The 15,454-nt window shown below is 72.7% G+C and carries 16 protein-coding genes; 4 read left to right on the top strand and 12 right to left on the bottom strand.

The window, feature by feature from the left end:
• The first annotated feature begins 65 nt into the window (after positions 1-65).
• Entirely contained in the window at positions 66-878 is an 813-nt protein-coding gene (locus tag VFW79_RS14240; RefSeq protein WP_329677950.1) for an exodeoxyribonuclease III, read from the top strand.
• Here VFW79_RS14240 and VFW79_RS14235 read toward each other — a convergent pair.
• From VFW79_RS14235 to VFW79_RS14185, 11 genes are all read right to left on the bottom strand, one after another.
• Positions 875-1,237 carry a metalloregulator ArsR/SmtB family transcription factor gene (locus tag VFW79_RS14235; RefSeq protein ID WP_329677949.1) on the bottom strand — a complete coding sequence of 121 codons (363 nt, stop codon included), beginning with the start codon at positions 1,235-1,237 and terminating at the stop codon, positions 875-877. The two genes, VFW79_RS14240 and VFW79_RS14235, sit on opposite strands and share 4 nt — an antisense overlap.
• Positions 1,234-1,716, bottom strand: a complete 483-nt coding sequence (locus tag VFW79_RS14230; protein ID WP_329677948.1) for an SRPBCC family protein — start codon at positions 1,714-1,716, stop codon at positions 1,234-1,236. Before VFW79_RS14230 ends, VFW79_RS14235 begins: the two co-directional genes overlap by 4 nt.
• A 149-nt stretch (positions 1,717-1,865) precedes the next feature.
• The gene (locus VFW79_RS14225; protein WP_329677947.1) at positions 1,866-3,074 is read right to left on the bottom strand and encodes an ABC transporter permease; all 1,209 of its coding nucleotides are present in this window, start codon (positions 3,072-3,074) and stop codon (positions 1,866-1,868) included.
• A complete protein-coding gene (locus VFW79_RS14220; RefSeq protein WP_329677946.1) occupies positions 3,071-3,838 on the bottom strand; it encodes an ABC transporter ATP-binding protein in 768 nt (255 codons plus the stop codon). Before VFW79_RS14220 ends, VFW79_RS14225 begins: the two co-directional genes overlap by 4 nt.
• Positions 3,835-4,869 carry a secretion protein HlyD gene (locus VFW79_RS14215; RefSeq protein ID WP_329677945.1) on the bottom strand — a complete coding sequence of 345 codons (1,035 nt, stop codon included), beginning with the start codon at positions 4,867-4,869 and terminating at the stop codon, positions 3,835-3,837. The genes VFW79_RS14220 and VFW79_RS14215 overlap by 4 nt, the downstream gene beginning before the upstream one ends.
• A gap of 140 nt (positions 4,870-5,009) precedes the next feature.
• Positions 5,010-6,281 (bottom strand): galactokinase, encoded by a 1,272-nt coding sequence (gene galK, locus VFW79_RS14210; RefSeq protein ID WP_329677944.1) that lies wholly within the window; start codon positions 6,279-6,281, stop codon positions 5,010-5,012.
• Positions 6,278-7,486 carry a galactose-1-phosphate uridylyltransferase gene (galT, locus tag VFW79_RS14205; protein ID WP_329677943.1) on the bottom strand — a complete coding sequence of 403 codons (1,209 nt, stop codon included), beginning with the start codon at positions 7,484-7,486 and terminating at the stop codon, positions 6,278-6,280. The genes galK and galT overlap by 4 nt, the downstream gene beginning before the upstream one ends.
• Complete coding sequence (locus tag VFW79_RS14200) at positions 7,486-8,337, bottom strand: DeoR/GlpR family DNA-binding transcription regulator (protein WP_329677942.1); 852 nt, start codon at positions 8,335-8,337, stop codon at positions 7,486-7,488. The genes galT and VFW79_RS14200 overlap by 1 nt, the downstream gene beginning before the upstream one ends.
• A 103-nt stretch (positions 8,338-8,440) precedes the next feature.
• Positions 8,441-9,607, bottom strand: a complete 1,167-nt coding sequence (locus VFW79_RS14195) for an Mrp/NBP35 family ATP-binding protein (RefSeq protein WP_329677941.1) — start codon at positions 9,605-9,607, stop codon at positions 8,441-8,443.
• A gap of 23 nt (positions 9,608-9,630) precedes the next feature.
• On the bottom strand, positions 9,631-10,209 hold the full coding sequence (locus tag VFW79_RS14190) for a DUF1003 domain-containing protein (protein WP_329677940.1): 579 nt from the start codon (positions 10,207-10,209) through the stop codon (positions 9,631-9,633).
• A complete protein-coding gene (locus VFW79_RS14185; protein ID WP_329677939.1) occupies positions 10,202-11,527 on the bottom strand; it encodes a magnesium transporter MgtE N-terminal domain-containing protein in 1,326 nt (441 codons plus the stop codon). Before VFW79_RS14185 ends, VFW79_RS14190 begins: the two co-directional genes overlap by 8 nt.
• Positions 11,528-11,636: 109 nt before the next feature.
• Between VFW79_RS14185 and VFW79_RS14180 the strand changes: the two genes are divergently transcribed.
• On the top strand, positions 11,637-12,314 hold the full coding sequence (locus VFW79_RS14180) for a general stress protein (protein ID WP_329677938.1): 678 nt from the start codon (positions 11,637-11,639) through the stop codon (positions 12,312-12,314).
• A 34-nt stretch (positions 12,315-12,348) separates the two neighbouring features.
• On the opposite strand, the gene VFW79_RS14175 is transcribed toward VFW79_RS14180, so the two are convergent.
• Entirely contained in the window at positions 12,349-13,881 is a 1,533-nt protein-coding gene (locus VFW79_RS14175; RefSeq protein ID WP_329677937.1) for an aminopeptidase P family protein, read from the bottom strand.
• Positions 13,882-13,991: 110 nt separating this feature from the next.
• Here VFW79_RS14175 and VFW79_RS14170 point away from each other — a divergent pair, with 110 nt between their 5' ends.
• Positions 13,992-14,834: a PHP domain-containing protein gene (locus VFW79_RS14170; RefSeq protein WP_329677936.1), complete on the top strand. Its 843-nt coding sequence runs from the start codon at positions 13,992-13,994 to the stop codon at positions 14,832-14,834.
• Positions 14,831-15,451, top strand: a complete 621-nt coding sequence (locus VFW79_RS14165) for a MarC family protein (RefSeq protein WP_329677935.1) — start codon at positions 14,831-14,833, stop codon at positions 15,449-15,451. The genes VFW79_RS14170 and VFW79_RS14165 overlap by 4 nt, the downstream gene beginning before the upstream one ends.
• Positions 15,452-15,454 lie beyond the last annotated feature (3 nt).

Genomic DNA, 15,454 nt, shown 5'->3' with positions numbered 1-15,454 from the left:
CGGCCAGGTCGGCGCCCGGCGGACGGTCGGGACGGGGTGTGGGTCCCGTGCTGTTGGATGGGCCCGTGCTGACGATCGCAACTGCCAACGTGAACGGGATCAGGGCCGCGTTCAAGCGCGGCATGGGTCCGTGGATCCAGACCCGTACGCCGGACGTGCTCCTGCTCCAGGAGGTGCGTGCACCCGACGAGATCCTCAGCGACTTCTTCCCCACGAGCGAGTGGGACCTGGCCCACCAGGAGAGCGACTTCAAGGGTCGTGCCGGCGTGGCGATCGTCTCGCGCCTGCCGATGAGCGCGGTCCGCATCGGGCTCGGCTCCGACGTGCCGGGGGAGACGGGCCGCTGGGTCGAGGCGGACCTCGAGCTCCCCGCGAGCGACGGCGCACCCGCGCGCACCCTCACGGTCGTCTCGACCTACATCCACTCGGGCACGGTCGGCACGCCCTCGATGGAGGAGAAGTACGCGTTCCTCGACCGCGTCACGGCCCGCCTCGGTGAGCTCGCGGAGGGTGGCGGGCTCGCGGTCGTCGCGGGCGACCTCAACATCGCGCACCGCAACGTCGACATCAAGAACTGGAAGGGCAACCTCAAGGCCGCCGGGTTCCTCCCCGAGGAGCGCGCGTACCTCGACCGGTGGTTCGACGACCTCGGGTGGCACGACCTCGGTCGGGAGCTCGGCGGTGAGGGCCCCGGGCCGTACACGTGGTGGTCCTGGCGAGGCAAGGCGTTCGACACGGACTCGGGCTGGCGCATCGACTATCAGCTGACCACCGGGGACCTGGCCGACGCGGCGGTGTCGGTCGACGTCGACCGGGCCCCCACCTACGACGCCCGCTGGAGCGACCACGCCCCGCTCGTGGCGACCTACGACCTCTAGGCGGAGCCGCCCCGCGGCTCGCCGCCCCGGACCTCCCCGGCCTCCAGGCTCTCCGCGATCCCCTTGATCGCGGTCAGGCGGCTCTCCCACTCGGCGCCGATGCGGTCGAGGCTGCGCGCGGTCGCACTGAGCGTCGAGCCGAGCACTCGGTAGCGCAGCTCGCGGCCGACGCGCACGGACTCGACAAGCCCGACGTCGTGCAGCACTGCGAGATGCTTCGCGATGGCCTGGCGGGTGACCGGGAGCCGCCCGGCGAGGGCCGACGCCGACGCGTCGCCCTCGCCGAGGGCCACCAGGATGCTCCACCGGGTCTCGTCGCCGAGCGCCGCGAACACCGGCACGAGGGTCCTCGTGGTCACGACCCGTCCTCGAGGTAGGCAACGAGCTCGTCGAGCTCGGAGGTCCAGCCCATGCGGTTGCTCTCGAGGCTCGCGGCCGGATCAGCCAGGGTGCCGAACCCGGACTCGACGACCGTGAGCTGGGTGCCACCGTCGAGCGGCTCGAGGGTGAAACGGAAGACCGTCGAACGGTGCGGGTCGACCTGGTCGGGGTCGAGCGCCCGAGCGTTGTCGTTGCTCCATCGGTAGGCGATCGTCCTGGGCGGGTCGAGCTCCTCGATCCGCACCGGGAAGTCCCCGTAGCCCTCGAACGAGAACACGCCGGTTGCGCCGACGGCGACCTCGTCGAGGGTGGCGGCCTGGCCGAACCACTTCGCGATGTGCTCGGCCTCGGTGATCGCGGCCCAGACCCTCTCGACGGGTGCCGCGATGGTGATGGTGCGCCTGACGGTGAGCTCACTGGCGTCGGCGACAGCGGGCTGGTTGGCGGTGGTGGTCATGAGTCTGTTCCTTCCGGTCGGTTTCCTCCGGTCGACAACTGCAATCACAGGGTTGCACTAACTGATCTGATGTGCAAGTCACTTGTTGCAGTTGTGGAGACGTGTCCCGGAGCCGCCCCGCACCGTCAGCGGCCTTCCGGTGCGCATCCTCAGTACCGGATCGCGTCGATGACCTTGACGCGGACGGCGACGATCGCGGGGATCAGTCCGGCCAGGGCGCCGACCGCCGTCGCGCACACCATGCCCGTGACGGCCGCCGCGACCGGGAACGGTGGCATGTCCTCGATGCTGCCGCCGAACACCTTCTCGATGGGGATGTTCTTGATCACCGCGACGGCGATCACGACCCCGACCACTCCGGCGACCACCGTCGCCACCACGGACTCCATGAGGACCCCGAAGAACACGCGGCCGGAGGTCGCGCCGAAGCTGCGCCGGATGCCGATCTCGCGGATCCGGAACCGCACGGTGACGAGCGCGATGTTGACGAGCCCGAGCCCGCCGAGCAGCAGCGAGAACCCGCCGATGCCGAGGACGACCCACCGAGTCGCGCCGTCGAGCACGTTCTGGCCGCTGAACGGCTCCGGCACCTCGATCTGGGTGCCGGGGAGTGCCGCGGCCAGGTCGCGCTTGAGCAGGGGACGCAGCTCGGCGGCGAGGTCCGGCGGTACCCAGATCTTGAAGCTCGGCGGCTGGTCGGCCATCTCGGCGCCGAGCAGACCCCACCGGGTGGCGTGGTCGTAGAGCAGGTACGCCGACGGCTGAGCACCGCTCCACTCGTCGTGGTAGACGCCGATCACCTCGGTCCGCACGGGGGTGTCGGTCCCGAGCTGGACCGTCGGGTGCGACGACAGGTCGGTGACGCCGAGCGCGGCGAGGAACGCCTCGTTGACGACGGCGACCGGTGCGAACCGCTGGGCGTCGTCGTCGGTGAACCAGCGCCCCTGGATCGTCCGGAAGCGTGTGATGACCCCGTAGTCGGGGTCGACGACCTGCGCGTTGACGATGGCCGTGCCCGTGGGGAACCGGAACCGCATCGGTCCGCCCAGCTGTCGGGTCGCGTACGTGATGTCGTAGCGATCGACGATCCGGTCGAACTCGGTGGCGTACTGCTGCGGGGTCGGCGTCGTCGTGCCGCCCGCGCCCATCGGCCACGCGTACAGGTCGAGCGTGACGGACCGTCCGCTCTGACGGTCGGCGGACTCCTTGAACGCCTGGTTCATCATCTGCACCGCCGCGGTGACGCCGGTGATCGCGGTCACGGCGACCGCGACACCGATGAGCGCGAGCAGGACGCGCAGCTTGTGGATCCGCAGCTCGTCCCAGGCCTCGACGATCGTGCCGACGATGCCGCTCATGACAGGGTCGCGGCGTCGTCGTCGTCGGGTCGGTCGGTCGGGACGTCGCCGACCCATTCCGTGATCCGGCCGGGTGCGTTGAGCGTGATGGGGACGAGCACACCCTCCGTGAGCCGGTAGTGCCGCTGGGCACGCGCGGCGACGGCCAGGTCGTGCGTGATGGCGATCAGGGCCGCGCCCGTCTGCGACGCGATCTCGTCGAGCAGGCTCATGATCTCCCCGCCCGTGTCGACGTCGAGCGCGCCCGTCGGCTCGTCGGCGAGGATCACGCGGGGGCTTCGCACGAGCGCGCGGGCGATCGCGACGCGCTGCTGCTCACCGCCCGAGAGCTTGTCGGGCATCTCGTCGAGACGGTCGCCGAGCCCCACCCGGTCGAGCATGGCCGCGGCGAGGCGGAACCTGCGCCAGAACGCGCTTCCGCGTGCGTACATGAGGGGCGCAGCGACGTTCTCGAGCGCCGTGCGGCCCGGGAGCAGGTTGAACTGCTGGAACACGAAGCCGAAGTCGTCCCCGCGTCGTCGGGCCCGGCGACGGCCCGACAGCCGGGTGACCGCCGTCCCCTCGAGGAGGTAGTTGCCCGAGGTGGGTTCGTCGAGCAGGCCGAGGATGTTGAGCAGCGTGGACTTGCCGGTGCCCGAGCGCCCGACGACGGAGATGTGCTCGCCCGCGTCGACCGACAGCGTGATGCCGCGCAGGATGTGCAGGACCCGGTCGTCGGGCAGGCGGACGGACCGCGTGACGTCGGTCAGCTCGAGGAGGCTCATCCGGCGCACTTCACCGGGTCGAACGAGGCGGGGTCGCTGCAGTCGGGCACACCGCCGTCGCCGACCGGGATGAACTGCAGGATCTCGTCGCCGAGGGCGAGGCCCTCGACGATCTGGACCGTCTCGCCGTCGGTGAGGCCGAGCGTCACGGGCTTCGACACGGACGTGCCGTCCGGCTGCACCACCCAGACGTTCCCGTGCTGCACCGACCCCTGGACGGACGTGACAGGGACGACGACGGCGTTCTCGGCAGTGCCGTTCGTGATCGCCATGTCGGCGCCGAGGCCCGGGAACGCGATGACGCCTGCGGGTATCGCGCACGTGACCACGCCGGACGCGGACTGCCCCGTGGTGTCCGCGACCTGGGTGGTGTCGGTGGTGCCCGTCGTCGGTGCCGCGGCGCCGATGTGCAGGTTCGAGCACGTGAACGGCGCCGGGCCGCCCTTGAGCGTGACCTGGGCGTCGGCAGGGGCGCCGAGCAGCCGGTACTGCTGGTCGGGCGCCAGGGTCCCGGACACCGACATCGTCCCGGGCGACACCGTCGCGACGACGCCCCCCACCGAGACGACCTGGTCCTTGAGCGTCGGGAGCGCGAGCGCGCCCGCATGCGGGGCTTTGATCGTCGCCGTCGTGACCTTCGGCTTGTTCTCGGTGACGGTCTGGACGCCGGTCTCGGGGTCCGTCGTGACCGTCGGGTCGACCGGGGTCTCGAGCGTGATCACCAGGATCGCCGTGCCGGCGTCGACCTGCTGGCCGTCCTTGGCGAGCAGCTTGGTCACCGTGCCCGCGAGCGTCGCGCGCACCGAGGTGGCGGCGTCGGCGACCACGGCGGCTTTGACCGTCACCGTGTTCGTGATCGTGCCTGCCGAGGCTGCCACGTGCGGTTCGACGATCTCGGCCGTCGGTCGCAGCGGGTCGGCGACCGGGGTGATGTCTGCGCCGGTGAACGCCAGCTTCACGAGCGCCGCGGCGATGATCGCCCACAGGATGATCCGCACGGTCGGGAAGATGAACCTGCGTGTGATGCCCACAGCGCTGCCCCTCGAGTGGTCATGGACGGGGGCGACACCCGTCGCCCCCGCACGCGCAACCTATCGACGTTCGGGCGCCGGGAATATCCCCCCGTGGGATGACTCGCGGGTCGGGTGCTGCGCGGTGACGCCCCCGCCGACTACCCCGCGGGGGCCGACGGCGGGGAGAGCAAGAAGGTCGGCGCCGTGAGCCCGGCGGAGTCGAAGGCCGCAGCGATCGCGGCCGCGACGGGCTCGACCGCGTCGGTCTCGACGAGGGCGATCGCCGATCCGCCGAAGCCGCCACCCGTCATCCGTGCTCCGAGCGCGCCGGCCGAGCGGGCGGTCGCCACCGCGAGGTCGAGCTCGCGGCACGAGACCTCGTAGTCGTCCCGCAGCGAGGCGTGCGACGCGTCCATGAGCGGACCGACCTCGTGGACCTTCCCGGCGTCGAGCAGCGCGACGAACTCCTCGACCCGCGCGATCTCGGTGACGACGTGACGCACGCGGCGGACGGCGACATCCGCCTCAGCCCCGTCATCGGCCGCGAGCGTGGCGAGAGCCGCAGCGAGACCGCCGGTCTCGTGGATCTCGCGCAGGGTCCCGAGACCGAGCCGTGCCGCCGCGGTCTCGCACGTCGTCCGGCGGGCGGCGTACTGCCCGTCGACCAGCGCGTGCTCGGCGCGGGTGTCGATGACGAGGAGGGCGAGACCGTCGGCCGCGAGGTCGAACGGCACCTGGCGGACCGAGCCGTCGAGGGTGTCGAGGAGCAGCGCGTGGCCCGCCTGCGCCCGGAGGGACGCCGACTGGTCCATGCCGCCTGTGGGGGCCCCGGCGACCTCGTTCTCGGCGCGCACGCACGCTTCGGCGAGCACCGCGCGGCCCGCGTCGTCCGGGTCGTCGGCCGGACCGGCGAGCCCGAGCCCGGCGGTCGCGTCGAGCGCCACGGCGACCGCGGACTCCAGGGCGGCGGACGACGACAGGCCGGCGCCGTACGGCACGCACGAGTCGACGACGGCATCGAAACCGCCGATCGACCACGGGTCGGACCCGGCGGGCAGCGCGCCCGGCTGCCGGAGCGCCCAGGCGACGCCGAGCACGTACGCGGTCCACCCGTCGACGGCGCCCGGCCGGACGTCGGCCAGGCGCATCTCGATCAGCCCCGCAGCAGGTTCCTGCGCCGAGGCCAGACGGACGACGTCGCTGCCGGCCGGAGCGGGCCGGAGTGCGACGTACGTGCGGTGCGGCAGCGCGATCGGCAGGCACAGCCCGCCGTTGTAGTCCGTGTGCTCGCCGATGAGGTTGACGCGGCCGGGAGCGGACCAGACGGTCGGGGCGACGCCGTCGGTCCCGAAGCGCGCAGCGAACGCCGCCAGCGCTCGGGCGACGCCCTCGTCACCGGTCCAGGCCGGGATCCACCGGGGCGCGCTCATCGGCCGAGCTCCTGCAGACGCGACGCGACCCGCTCGGGCGTGGTGTCGCTGATCCAGGCGGCCATGCCTGACTCGACGCCCGCGAGGTACTTGAGCTTGCCGGCGGCGCGCAGGACCGAGAACACCTGGAGGTGCAGCCGCCCGAGCTCGCGGCCGTCGCCCACGACCGCCTGGTGCCACCCGGCGATGTACGGCAGGGGTATCGGGGTGCCGTCGGGCTCGACGAAGAACCGGTCAAGGCGGCGCAGCAGCTCGAGGTAGGTCACCGCGAGGTCGTCGCGCTCCGCGTCGGTCAGGGACGGCAGGTCGGGGACGTCGCGGTGCGGCGCGAGGTGGACCTCGACGGGCCAGCGGGCCGCGGCCGGCACGTAGGCGGTCCAGTGCTCGGTCTCGAGGATCACGCGGGTGCCGGCGCGGCGCTCCGCGGCGACGACGTCGGCCAGGAGGTTCCCCCCGGTGCGCTCGCGGTACGCGGCGGCCTCGCGCAGCATCGCCTGCGTGCGGGGGGTCAGGTACGGGAACGCGTAGATCTGTCCGTGCGGGTGGGGCAGCGTGACACCGATCTCCTTGCCGCGGTTCTCGAAGCAGAAGACCTGCTCGATCCCCGGCAGGGCGGAGAGCTCCGTGGTGCGGTCCGCCCACGCCTCGATGATCGTCCGGACGCGCGCCGGGGTCAGGTCCGCGAACGAGCTCGTGTGGTCGGAGCTGAAGCACACGACCTCGCAGCGGCCCGCTGCGGGGAGCGCGGGCCACAGCGGCTCGCCGTCGACGTCCCAGCCGTCCTCGAGCGTGACGCCGGGGACGCGCATGAGCGCGGGGAACCGGTTCTCGAAGACCGCCACGTCGTAGTCCGTGTCCGGCACCTCGCCGTCGGAGTACGCGGCGTCCGGGCGCGCCGGGCACAGCGGGCACGAGTCCGCGGCGGGGAGGAACGTGCGGTTCATGCGGTGCGACGCCATGGGGATCCAGTCGCCCGTCAGCGGGTCGCGCCGCATCTCGGGGCCCTGCACGGGGGCAGCCGCGCCGCCGGCGTCGTCGGAGGTCGCCGCCTCGAAGCGGTCGCCGAGCGGGCGCGGGTCGTCGAGCCGCCGCGTCGCACCACCCGAGACGTACGGCTCGGAGTCGTCGAAGTAGATCAGCTCGCGGCCGTCGGCCAGGTGGGTCGCGGTGCGGCGGACCCGGGCGGGGCGGGCGGGATCGGTCATCAGAGGTCCTCGGGGGTGGGCGGGGCGGACGTGGTGGGCGGGCTGGGTGTGGTGGGCGTGGTGGCGAGCACGAGCTGCCCGACGGTGTCCTCGAGGATCGCGCGGGCCTCGGCGGGGAGCCCGTCGTCGCTGAGCAGCAGGTCGATCTGGTCGAGCGAGGCGATCCGGGCGAGCCCGACGACACCCCACTTCGTGTGGTCAGCGAGCACGGTGAGCCGGGCGGCGCTCGCGACCAGGGCCTGATCGGTCGCGGCCTCGAGCAGGTTCGGGGTCGTCGCGCCGCGCCGGTCGAGCCCGTGCACGCCGAGGAACGCGCGGTCGACGCGCAGCCGCTCGATCGCGGCATCGGCGACCGGCCCGACGAGCGCGTCGGACGGCGTCCGGACCCCGCCCGTGAGGATGACCTCGAGCGCGGCGTGGCCGGCCTGGCTCGGTGCGTGGTGCAGCGCGTCGGCGACCGGGAGCGAGTTCGTCACGACCGTCAGCGGTCGCAGCGACAGGTCGGCGGCGATGAGCTCGGCGAGCAGGTGCGTCGTCGTGCCGGCCGAGAGGGCGATGGCCTGCCCGGGCTCGATCGTCGCGAGCGCCTCGCGGGCGATGGCTGCCTTCTCGGCGGCGGCCCACGTCCGCTTGGTCTCGAAGCCTGGCTCGTGGGTCGAGCGGCCGGCAGGCTCGGGGGCCACCGCACCGCCGTGCACGCGTCGGACGAGGCCGGCCCGGGCGAGCTCGGAGATGTCGCGCCGCACGGTCATGTCGGAGACGTCCAGCTCGTCGACGAGGTCCGTGACCCGCACGGCGCCGTGCGCGCGGATCTGGGCCAGGATCCGATCCTGACGCTGCGGCGCGAGCATGTGGACAGTATTCACCACAGTCGAACAGAAACCAACAGGCCGGTCGTCGGGACCTTGGCCGGTCCGCGTCAGGTCGGCGAGAGACCGCCGAGCCGACGACGGGTCAGTGCGCGACGGGGGACAGCCCGAGCGACCGACCGGCCAGCCCGCGCGACCGGGATGCGAGCGTCCGCGCGACCGAGCGGAGCACGACGGCGCTCGGGGAGTCGGGGTCGGCGAGCACGATGGGCGTGCCCTCGTCGCCCGCCTGGCGCAGCGCCATGTCGAGCGGCACCTGACCGAGCAGCGGGACGGGCGCCCCCATCGCGCGCGACAGGTTCTCCGCGACGACGGCGCCGCCGCCCGAGCCGAACAGCTCGAGGCGTGAGCCGTCGGGCTGCACGAGCCACGACATGTTCTCCAGCACACCGACGACGTGCTGACGCGTCTGCAGCGCGACCGACCCGGCCCGCTCGGCAACCTCGGCCGCCGCGACCTGCGGGGTCGTCACGACGAGGAGCTCCGAGGAGGGCAGCAGCTGCGCGACCGAGATCGCGATGTCTCCCGTACCGGGGGGCAGGTCCAGGAGGAGCACGTCGAGGTCGCCCCAGAACACGTCGGCCAGGAACTGCTGCAGCGCCCGGTGCAGCATCGGGCCGCGCCACACGACCGGCTGCCCGGCCGGCACGAACATGCCGATCGACACGACCTTGACGTCGTAGGCGATCGGCGGCAGGAGCATGTCGTCGACCTTCGTCGGCGGGCGTGTCACGCCGAGCATGCGGGGGATCGAGAAGCCGTAGATGTCGGCGTCCACGATGCCGACCCGCAGCCCGTCGGCCGCCATGGCGCACGCGAGGTTGGCCGTCACCGACGACTTGCCGACGCCGCCCTTGCCGGACGCGATCGCGTAGACCTTCGTCAGCGAGGTCGGCAGCGAGAACGGGATGACGGGCTCGGGCGAGCCGCCGCGCAGCATCGTCCGCAGCTCGGTGCGCTGCTCGGGGGACATCACGCCCATCGCGACCCGGACGTCCGTGACGCCCTCGACCGTCCGCGCGGCCGCCGTGATGTCCTTCGTGAGGGTGTCCTTGAGCGGGCAGCCCTGCGTCGTCAGGTCGAGCCCGACCGTGACGAGCGGGCCGCCGTCGAGCGCGCCGCCGGGGGTCACCTCGACGGACCGGACCATCCCGAGCTCGGTGATCGGGCGACGGATCTCCGGGTCGATGACGCCGACGAGGGTGGCGCGGACGGCGTCGGCGAGAAGGGTGGGATCGGTGAGGGCGGACATGGGCACCATCGTAGGTCGAGTCGTCAGCCCGTCGATGGGCCGTTCGCCCCTGCCGGTCGTGCCGACGACGATGGAGCGCCCGCGCCCGCGTCGGCACCCGGTGCCTGGTCGGTGTCGCCGCCGTTCGCCCGCTCGGCGGCCAGCCCCTCGAGGAGGTCACGGAGCTCGCCGCGGACGAAGTCGCGGGTCGCGACCTCGGACAGCGCGATGCGCAGCGCGGCGATCTCGCGGGCCAGGAACTCGGTGTCGGCGAGGTTGCGCTCGGCGCCCTGGCGGTCCTGCTCGGCCGCGACGCGGTCACGGTCCACCTGGCGGTTCTGCGCGAGCAGGATGAGCGGCGCCGAGTACGACGCCTGCAGCGACAGCATCAGCGTGAGCAGCGTGAAGCCGAACTTCTGCGAGTCGAAGCGCAGCGAGAACGGGCCGATGGAGTTCCAGCTGAGCCACACCACGACGAACACCGTCATGTAGGCGAGGAACCGCGGTGTCCCCATGAACCGCGCGATGCCCTCGGCGATCTTTCCGAACGCGTCCTGGTCGACCTGGACCTTCGGCAGCAGGGTCCGCCGGGTCTCCTTCGGGGTGTCGAGACGCTCAGGCATGAGGGCCTCCCGTCGGGCTCGTGCCTGGTGTCGTCGCGGCGGGTGCCGTCGCGGGACTCACGCCCGGTGGCTCGTCGTCGAGCCCGCGCCAGTCCTCCGGCAGCAGGTGGTCGAGCACGTCGTCGACGCTGACCGCGCCGAGCAGCCGCTTCTCGCCGTCCACGACCGGGAGGGCGAGCAGGTTGTAGGTCGCGAGCAGGCGCGTGACCTGCAGGAGCGGAGCGTCGGCCTTCACGGCGTCGATGTCGGAGTCCATGATCGCGCCGATGGACTCGTGCGGCGCCTCGCGCAGCATCCGCTGGAGGTGCACGACGCCGAGGAACCGCCCGGTCGGGGTCTCGAGCGGCTGACGCGCGACGAACACCATCGACGCGAGCGCCGGTGCGAGGTCCTGCCGGCGCACGTGCGCGAGCGCCGTGGCGATCGAGGTCTCGGGGCCGAGGATGACCGGCTCGGTCGTCATGAGACCGCCCGCGGTGTTGTCCTCGTAGGCAAGGAGGCGCCGGACGTCGCGCGCCTCTTCGGGCTCCATGAGTCCGAGGAGCTCGGCGGCCTGCTCGTCCGTCAGCTCACCGAGGAGGTCGGCGGCGTCGTCGGGCTGCATCGCCTCGAGCACGTCGGCGGCTCGTCCCCGTTCGAGGCCCGACAGGATCGCCACCTGGTCGTCCTCGGGGAGCTCCTCGAGGATGTCCGCGAGGCGTTCGTTGTCCAGGGCGCTCGCGACCTGAAGCCGTCGCGTGGTGGACATGTCGTGCAGCACGTCGGCGAGGTCGGCGGGCTTGAGGTCCTCGTACGACGCGAGGAGGAGGGCGGCGCCCTGCGCGTGACCGCCCTGCGCCAGCCCGGTGACGTCGGACGTGGGGACGACGAGGGTCTCCCCGCGCCGCCGGAGCAGCCCGCCCTTGCCCGCCACGTGCCGGCGCACGAACAGCTGCGTCGCGAACCAGTCGCCGTTGCGCTGCTGCTCGATCGCGATGTCCTCGATCGAGGCGCTGCCGGAGCCGTCCACGAACTGCACGGTCCGGTCGAGCAGCTCGCCGATTGCGAGGGTCTCCGAACCGCGCTGCTCGAAGCGGCGCATGTTGACCAGGCCGGTCGAGATGACCTGTCCGGCGTCGATGCTGGTCACGCGCGTGAGGGGGAGGAACACCCGGCGCCTGCCGGGCACCTCGACCACGAGCCCGACGGCACGCGGCGCGGAGTTGTCGCGAAAGAGCATGACGACGTCGCGCGTCCGCCCCACCTGGTCCCCGATCGGGTCGAAGACCGCAGTGCCGGCGAGGCGCGCGACGAACACTCGTGTCCCGGCGCTGCTCACGGGCGCAAGCCTAACGGCCAGCCCCGTCACGCGAGCTCGGAGAGCGCGCGTGGCCTCAGCACGTCGCACCGGGTGGCGCCTCTCGCAGCCGGTGGGGGAGGATTAGGGCATGTCGTTCACCCGCGCCACCCGTGCCCCGACCGCGCCCACGCTGCCGCAAGGTGAGACCGTCGCGTCCTACGGCACCTACCTCGAGGCTCAGCGCGCGGTCGACCACCTCGCCGACAAGCAGTTCCCCGTCCAGCACGTGATTATCGTCGGGACCGACCTGCGCATGGTCGAGCGGGTGACCGGGCGGCTGTCCTACCCGCGCGTCGCGCTCGCGGGGTTCGCGTCCGGCGCGTGGTTCGGGCTTTTCGTGGGCCTGCTGCTGTCGATGTTCGGCTCGGGCGACACGTCGCTCATGTTCGCTGCGATCCTCATCGGTGGCGCGTTCGGCCTGCTCTTCTCCGTGATCACCTACTCGTTCACCGGGGGCAAGCGCGACTTCACGTCGACGAGCCAGATCGTCGCGACGTCGTACGCGGTGCTGTGCGCGGCCGAGCACGCGAACAAGGCCCGGACGCTGCTGCAGGAGATCGGCGGCGTCCAGTCGGGCTGGCCCGCCCGGCCGGCCGGCCCGTCGACCCCGCCGTCGGACCCGCGCGTGGCCTACCCCGACCCCGCCGCGCCTCACCAGCCGCCGACCGGCTCGCCCACCGTCCCGCCCGCCGGACCGCCGGCGGTTCCCCCGACGGTTCCTCCGACGACGCTGCCCACCGTGCCGCCGACTCCCGGCGCGCTCTGAGCGCCGCTCGTTCTCGCCCGCCGGGCGAGCAGGCTCAGCGCGGCGGCAGCAGGCGCGCCATCCACGCCTCGACCTCGTCGGGCCGGCGCGGCAGGCCGGCGGACAGGTTCTCGTTCCCGTCGGCCGTGACCAGGACGTCGTCCTCGATCCGCACCCCGATGCCGCGGTACTCCGCCGGCACCAGCAGGTCGTCGCTCTTGAAGTACAGCCCGGGCTCGATCGTGAACACCATGCCGGGCTCGATGACCGCGTCGAGGTAGAGCTCGCGGCGCGCCTGCGCGCAGTCGTGCACATCGAGCCCGAGGTGGTGGCTCGTGCCGTGCACCATCCAGCGGCGGTGCTGCTGACCCTCGGGGCTCAGCGACTCCTCGGCCGACACGGGCAGCAGCCCCCACTCGGCGAGGCGGGCCGCAATGACCTCCATCGCGGCGGCGTGCACGTCCCGGAAGATCGAGCCCGGCTTCGCCACGGCGAACGCGGCGTCGGCCGCATCGAGCACCGCCTGGTAGACGCGGCGCTGGACCTCGGTGAACGTCCCGTCGACGGGCAGCGTGCGCGTCACGTCGGCGGTGTAGAGCGAGTCGACCTCGGCGCCCGCGTCGATGAGGACGAGCTCCCCGGGCCGGACCTGCCCGTCGTTGTCCGTCCAGTGCAGCGTCGTGGCGTGCTCGCCGGCGGCCGCGATCGTCTCGTAGCCGACTGCGTTGCCCTCCTGGCGGGCGTGGGCGATGAAGGTGGCCTCGATGACGCGCTCACCGCGGCGGTGCGCGACGGCCTCGGGCAGGCGGCGCACGATCTGCTCGAAGCCCTCGATGGTGACCGCAACGGCCGTGCGCATCTGCTCGACCTCATGCGCGTCCTTGATCAGTCGCAGCTCGGACAGTGCCTCCGCGAGCGCGTCGTCCCGCATGCCGGCGTCCTCGGCCGCGCGGATCTCCTCGACGACGGCCTCGACCGTCTCGTCGACGCGGGGGACCACGACGACCCGCACGCCGCCCGGTCCGGCGTCCTTGGCGAGCGCGTCGCTCAGGTCGTCCAGGTGCGCGGTGCGGATGCCGGTCAGCCGTTCGAGGTCCTCCAGCGTGGGCCGCGCGCCGACCCAGAACTCGCCGTAGCGGGAGTCGGAGAAGAACTCCTCGGTGTCCCGCCCGGCCAGCGGACGCATGTACAGGACGGCCTCGTGGGTGCCGTCGTCGCCCCCGTCGGCGGCCACCGGGTCGAGGACGAGCACCGCGTCCGGCTCCTGCTCGGCGCCGAGCCCGGTGAGGTGGGCGAACGCCGAGTGCGGGCGGAACCGGAAGTCGGTGTCGTTGGAGCGTGTCTTGTACGTGCCCGCCGGGATGACGAGCCGCTCGCCGGGGAACTGCGCGGCGAGCCGGGCGCGGCGGTCGGCGGTCTGCGCGGCGGCGGGGCCAGCGGCGACCGTCGTGGCGGCGCGTGGTCCCCAGCCGGACGTGATGAAGCTCCTGAACGCTGCGGAGTCCGGTCGTTGCGAGCGGTTGTCGTTCCGGCTCGTCAGGTCCTGGTTCTCGCCCTGGGTGGTCTCCGGCGTCACGTCCTCAGTCATGGCCCCCATCCTCCCACCGGCCCGAGGGTGGCCTGCTCGTGCCGACGGGTCACTCTCGGCGCCCGGCACGGGTGCGGTCTCGACAGGTGGACGGGACCTAGGGTGGGTCAGTGCGCATCGACCTCCACACCCACTCGTCCGCGTCGGACGGGACCGAGAGTCCGGCCGAGGTGATGACCGCAGCCGCACGGGCGGGTCTCGACGTCGTCGCGCTCACCGACCACGACACGACCTCAGGATGGGACGAGGCGGCCGCAGCGGCCGTCGAGGTCGGGGTCGCGCTCGTGCGCGGCACCGAGGTGTCGGCCCGGCTGCACGGCGTGAGCATCCACCTGCTCGCCTATCTGCAGGACCCGACGCACCCCGAGCTGATGGTCGAGCTCGAGCGGACCCGCGCCGCACGGCTGCGTCGGGGCCGGGCGATGGTCGACCTGCTCGCCGAGGACTACCCGCTGACCTGGGACGACGTGCTCGCCCAGACCGCGCCGAACACCGTCGTCGGGCGCCCGCACATCGCGGATGCGCTGGTCGCCGCAGGCGTCCTGCCCGACCGCAGCTCGGCCTTCGCTGGCGTGCTGTCCAGCCACGCCAGGTATTACGTCCCGTACTACGCACCGTCGGGCATCGACGCGGTGCGAGCGATCCGCGCCGCGGGAGGGGTCCCGGTGTTCGCCCACCCGGGCGCCGAGGTCCGCGGCCGCATCGTGCCCGACGCGGCGTTCGACGAGCTCGTCGACGCGGGGCTCGCCGGGATCGAGATCGACCACCGCGACCACACGCCCGCCCAGCGCGCCCGGCTGCACGCCATCGCCGCGCGGCTCGGCCTCCTCGTGACCGGCTCCAGCGACTACCACGGCGCCGGCAAGGAGAACGTGCTGGGCGAGAACCTGACGGCCCCGGACGTCCTTGCGGCGATCGAGGAGCAGGGCGCGCTCGGGGTCGTGCGCGCGTGAGCGGCGTCGACCTGAGGCTCCTCACCGAGGTCTTCATCACGCTGTTCGTGATCATGGACCCGCCGGGGACCGTGCCGATCTTCCTCGCGCTCACCGCCGCGATGACCCGCCGGCAGCGCATCAGCGCCTCCCGGCAGGCCATCGCCGTCGCGTTCGGAGTGATCGTCGCGTTCGCGACGTTCGGCCAGCAGCTCCTCAGCTACATGCACATCTCGCTCCCCGCGCTGCAGGCGTCCGGCGGGCTGCTCCTGCTGCTCGTCGCGATGGAGCTGCTGACCGGCAAGATGGAGGAGCCCCAGCCGTCCGGCAACGAGGGCGTCAACGTTGCGATGGTGCCGCTCGGCACACCCCTGCTCGCTGGTCCCGGCGCGATCGTCGCCACGATGGTCTTCGTGCAGCGGTCCGACGGGTCGGTGGGGAACTGGGTCGCGATCGGGCTCGGCGTGCTCGGCGTGCACGTCTGCCTCTACCTGGCGATGCGGTTCGCCGGCGTGTTCCATCGCGTGCTCGGCGACTCCGGAACGACGCTGGTCACCCGGATCGCCGGTCTGCTGCTCGCCGCGATCGCCGTGCAGCTCGTCGCGGACGCGGTGCGCGCGTTCATCCTGTCGAGCTGACCG

This window comes from Cellulomonas sp. (assembly GCF_036279715.1).
Classification (GTDB): domain Bacteria; phylum Actinomycetota; class Actinomycetes; order Actinomycetales; family Cellulomonadaceae; genus Cellulomonas_A.
The sequence above is the reverse complement of the archived record's forward strand: the minus strand, read 5'-3'. Positions and strand labels throughout refer to the sequence as shown.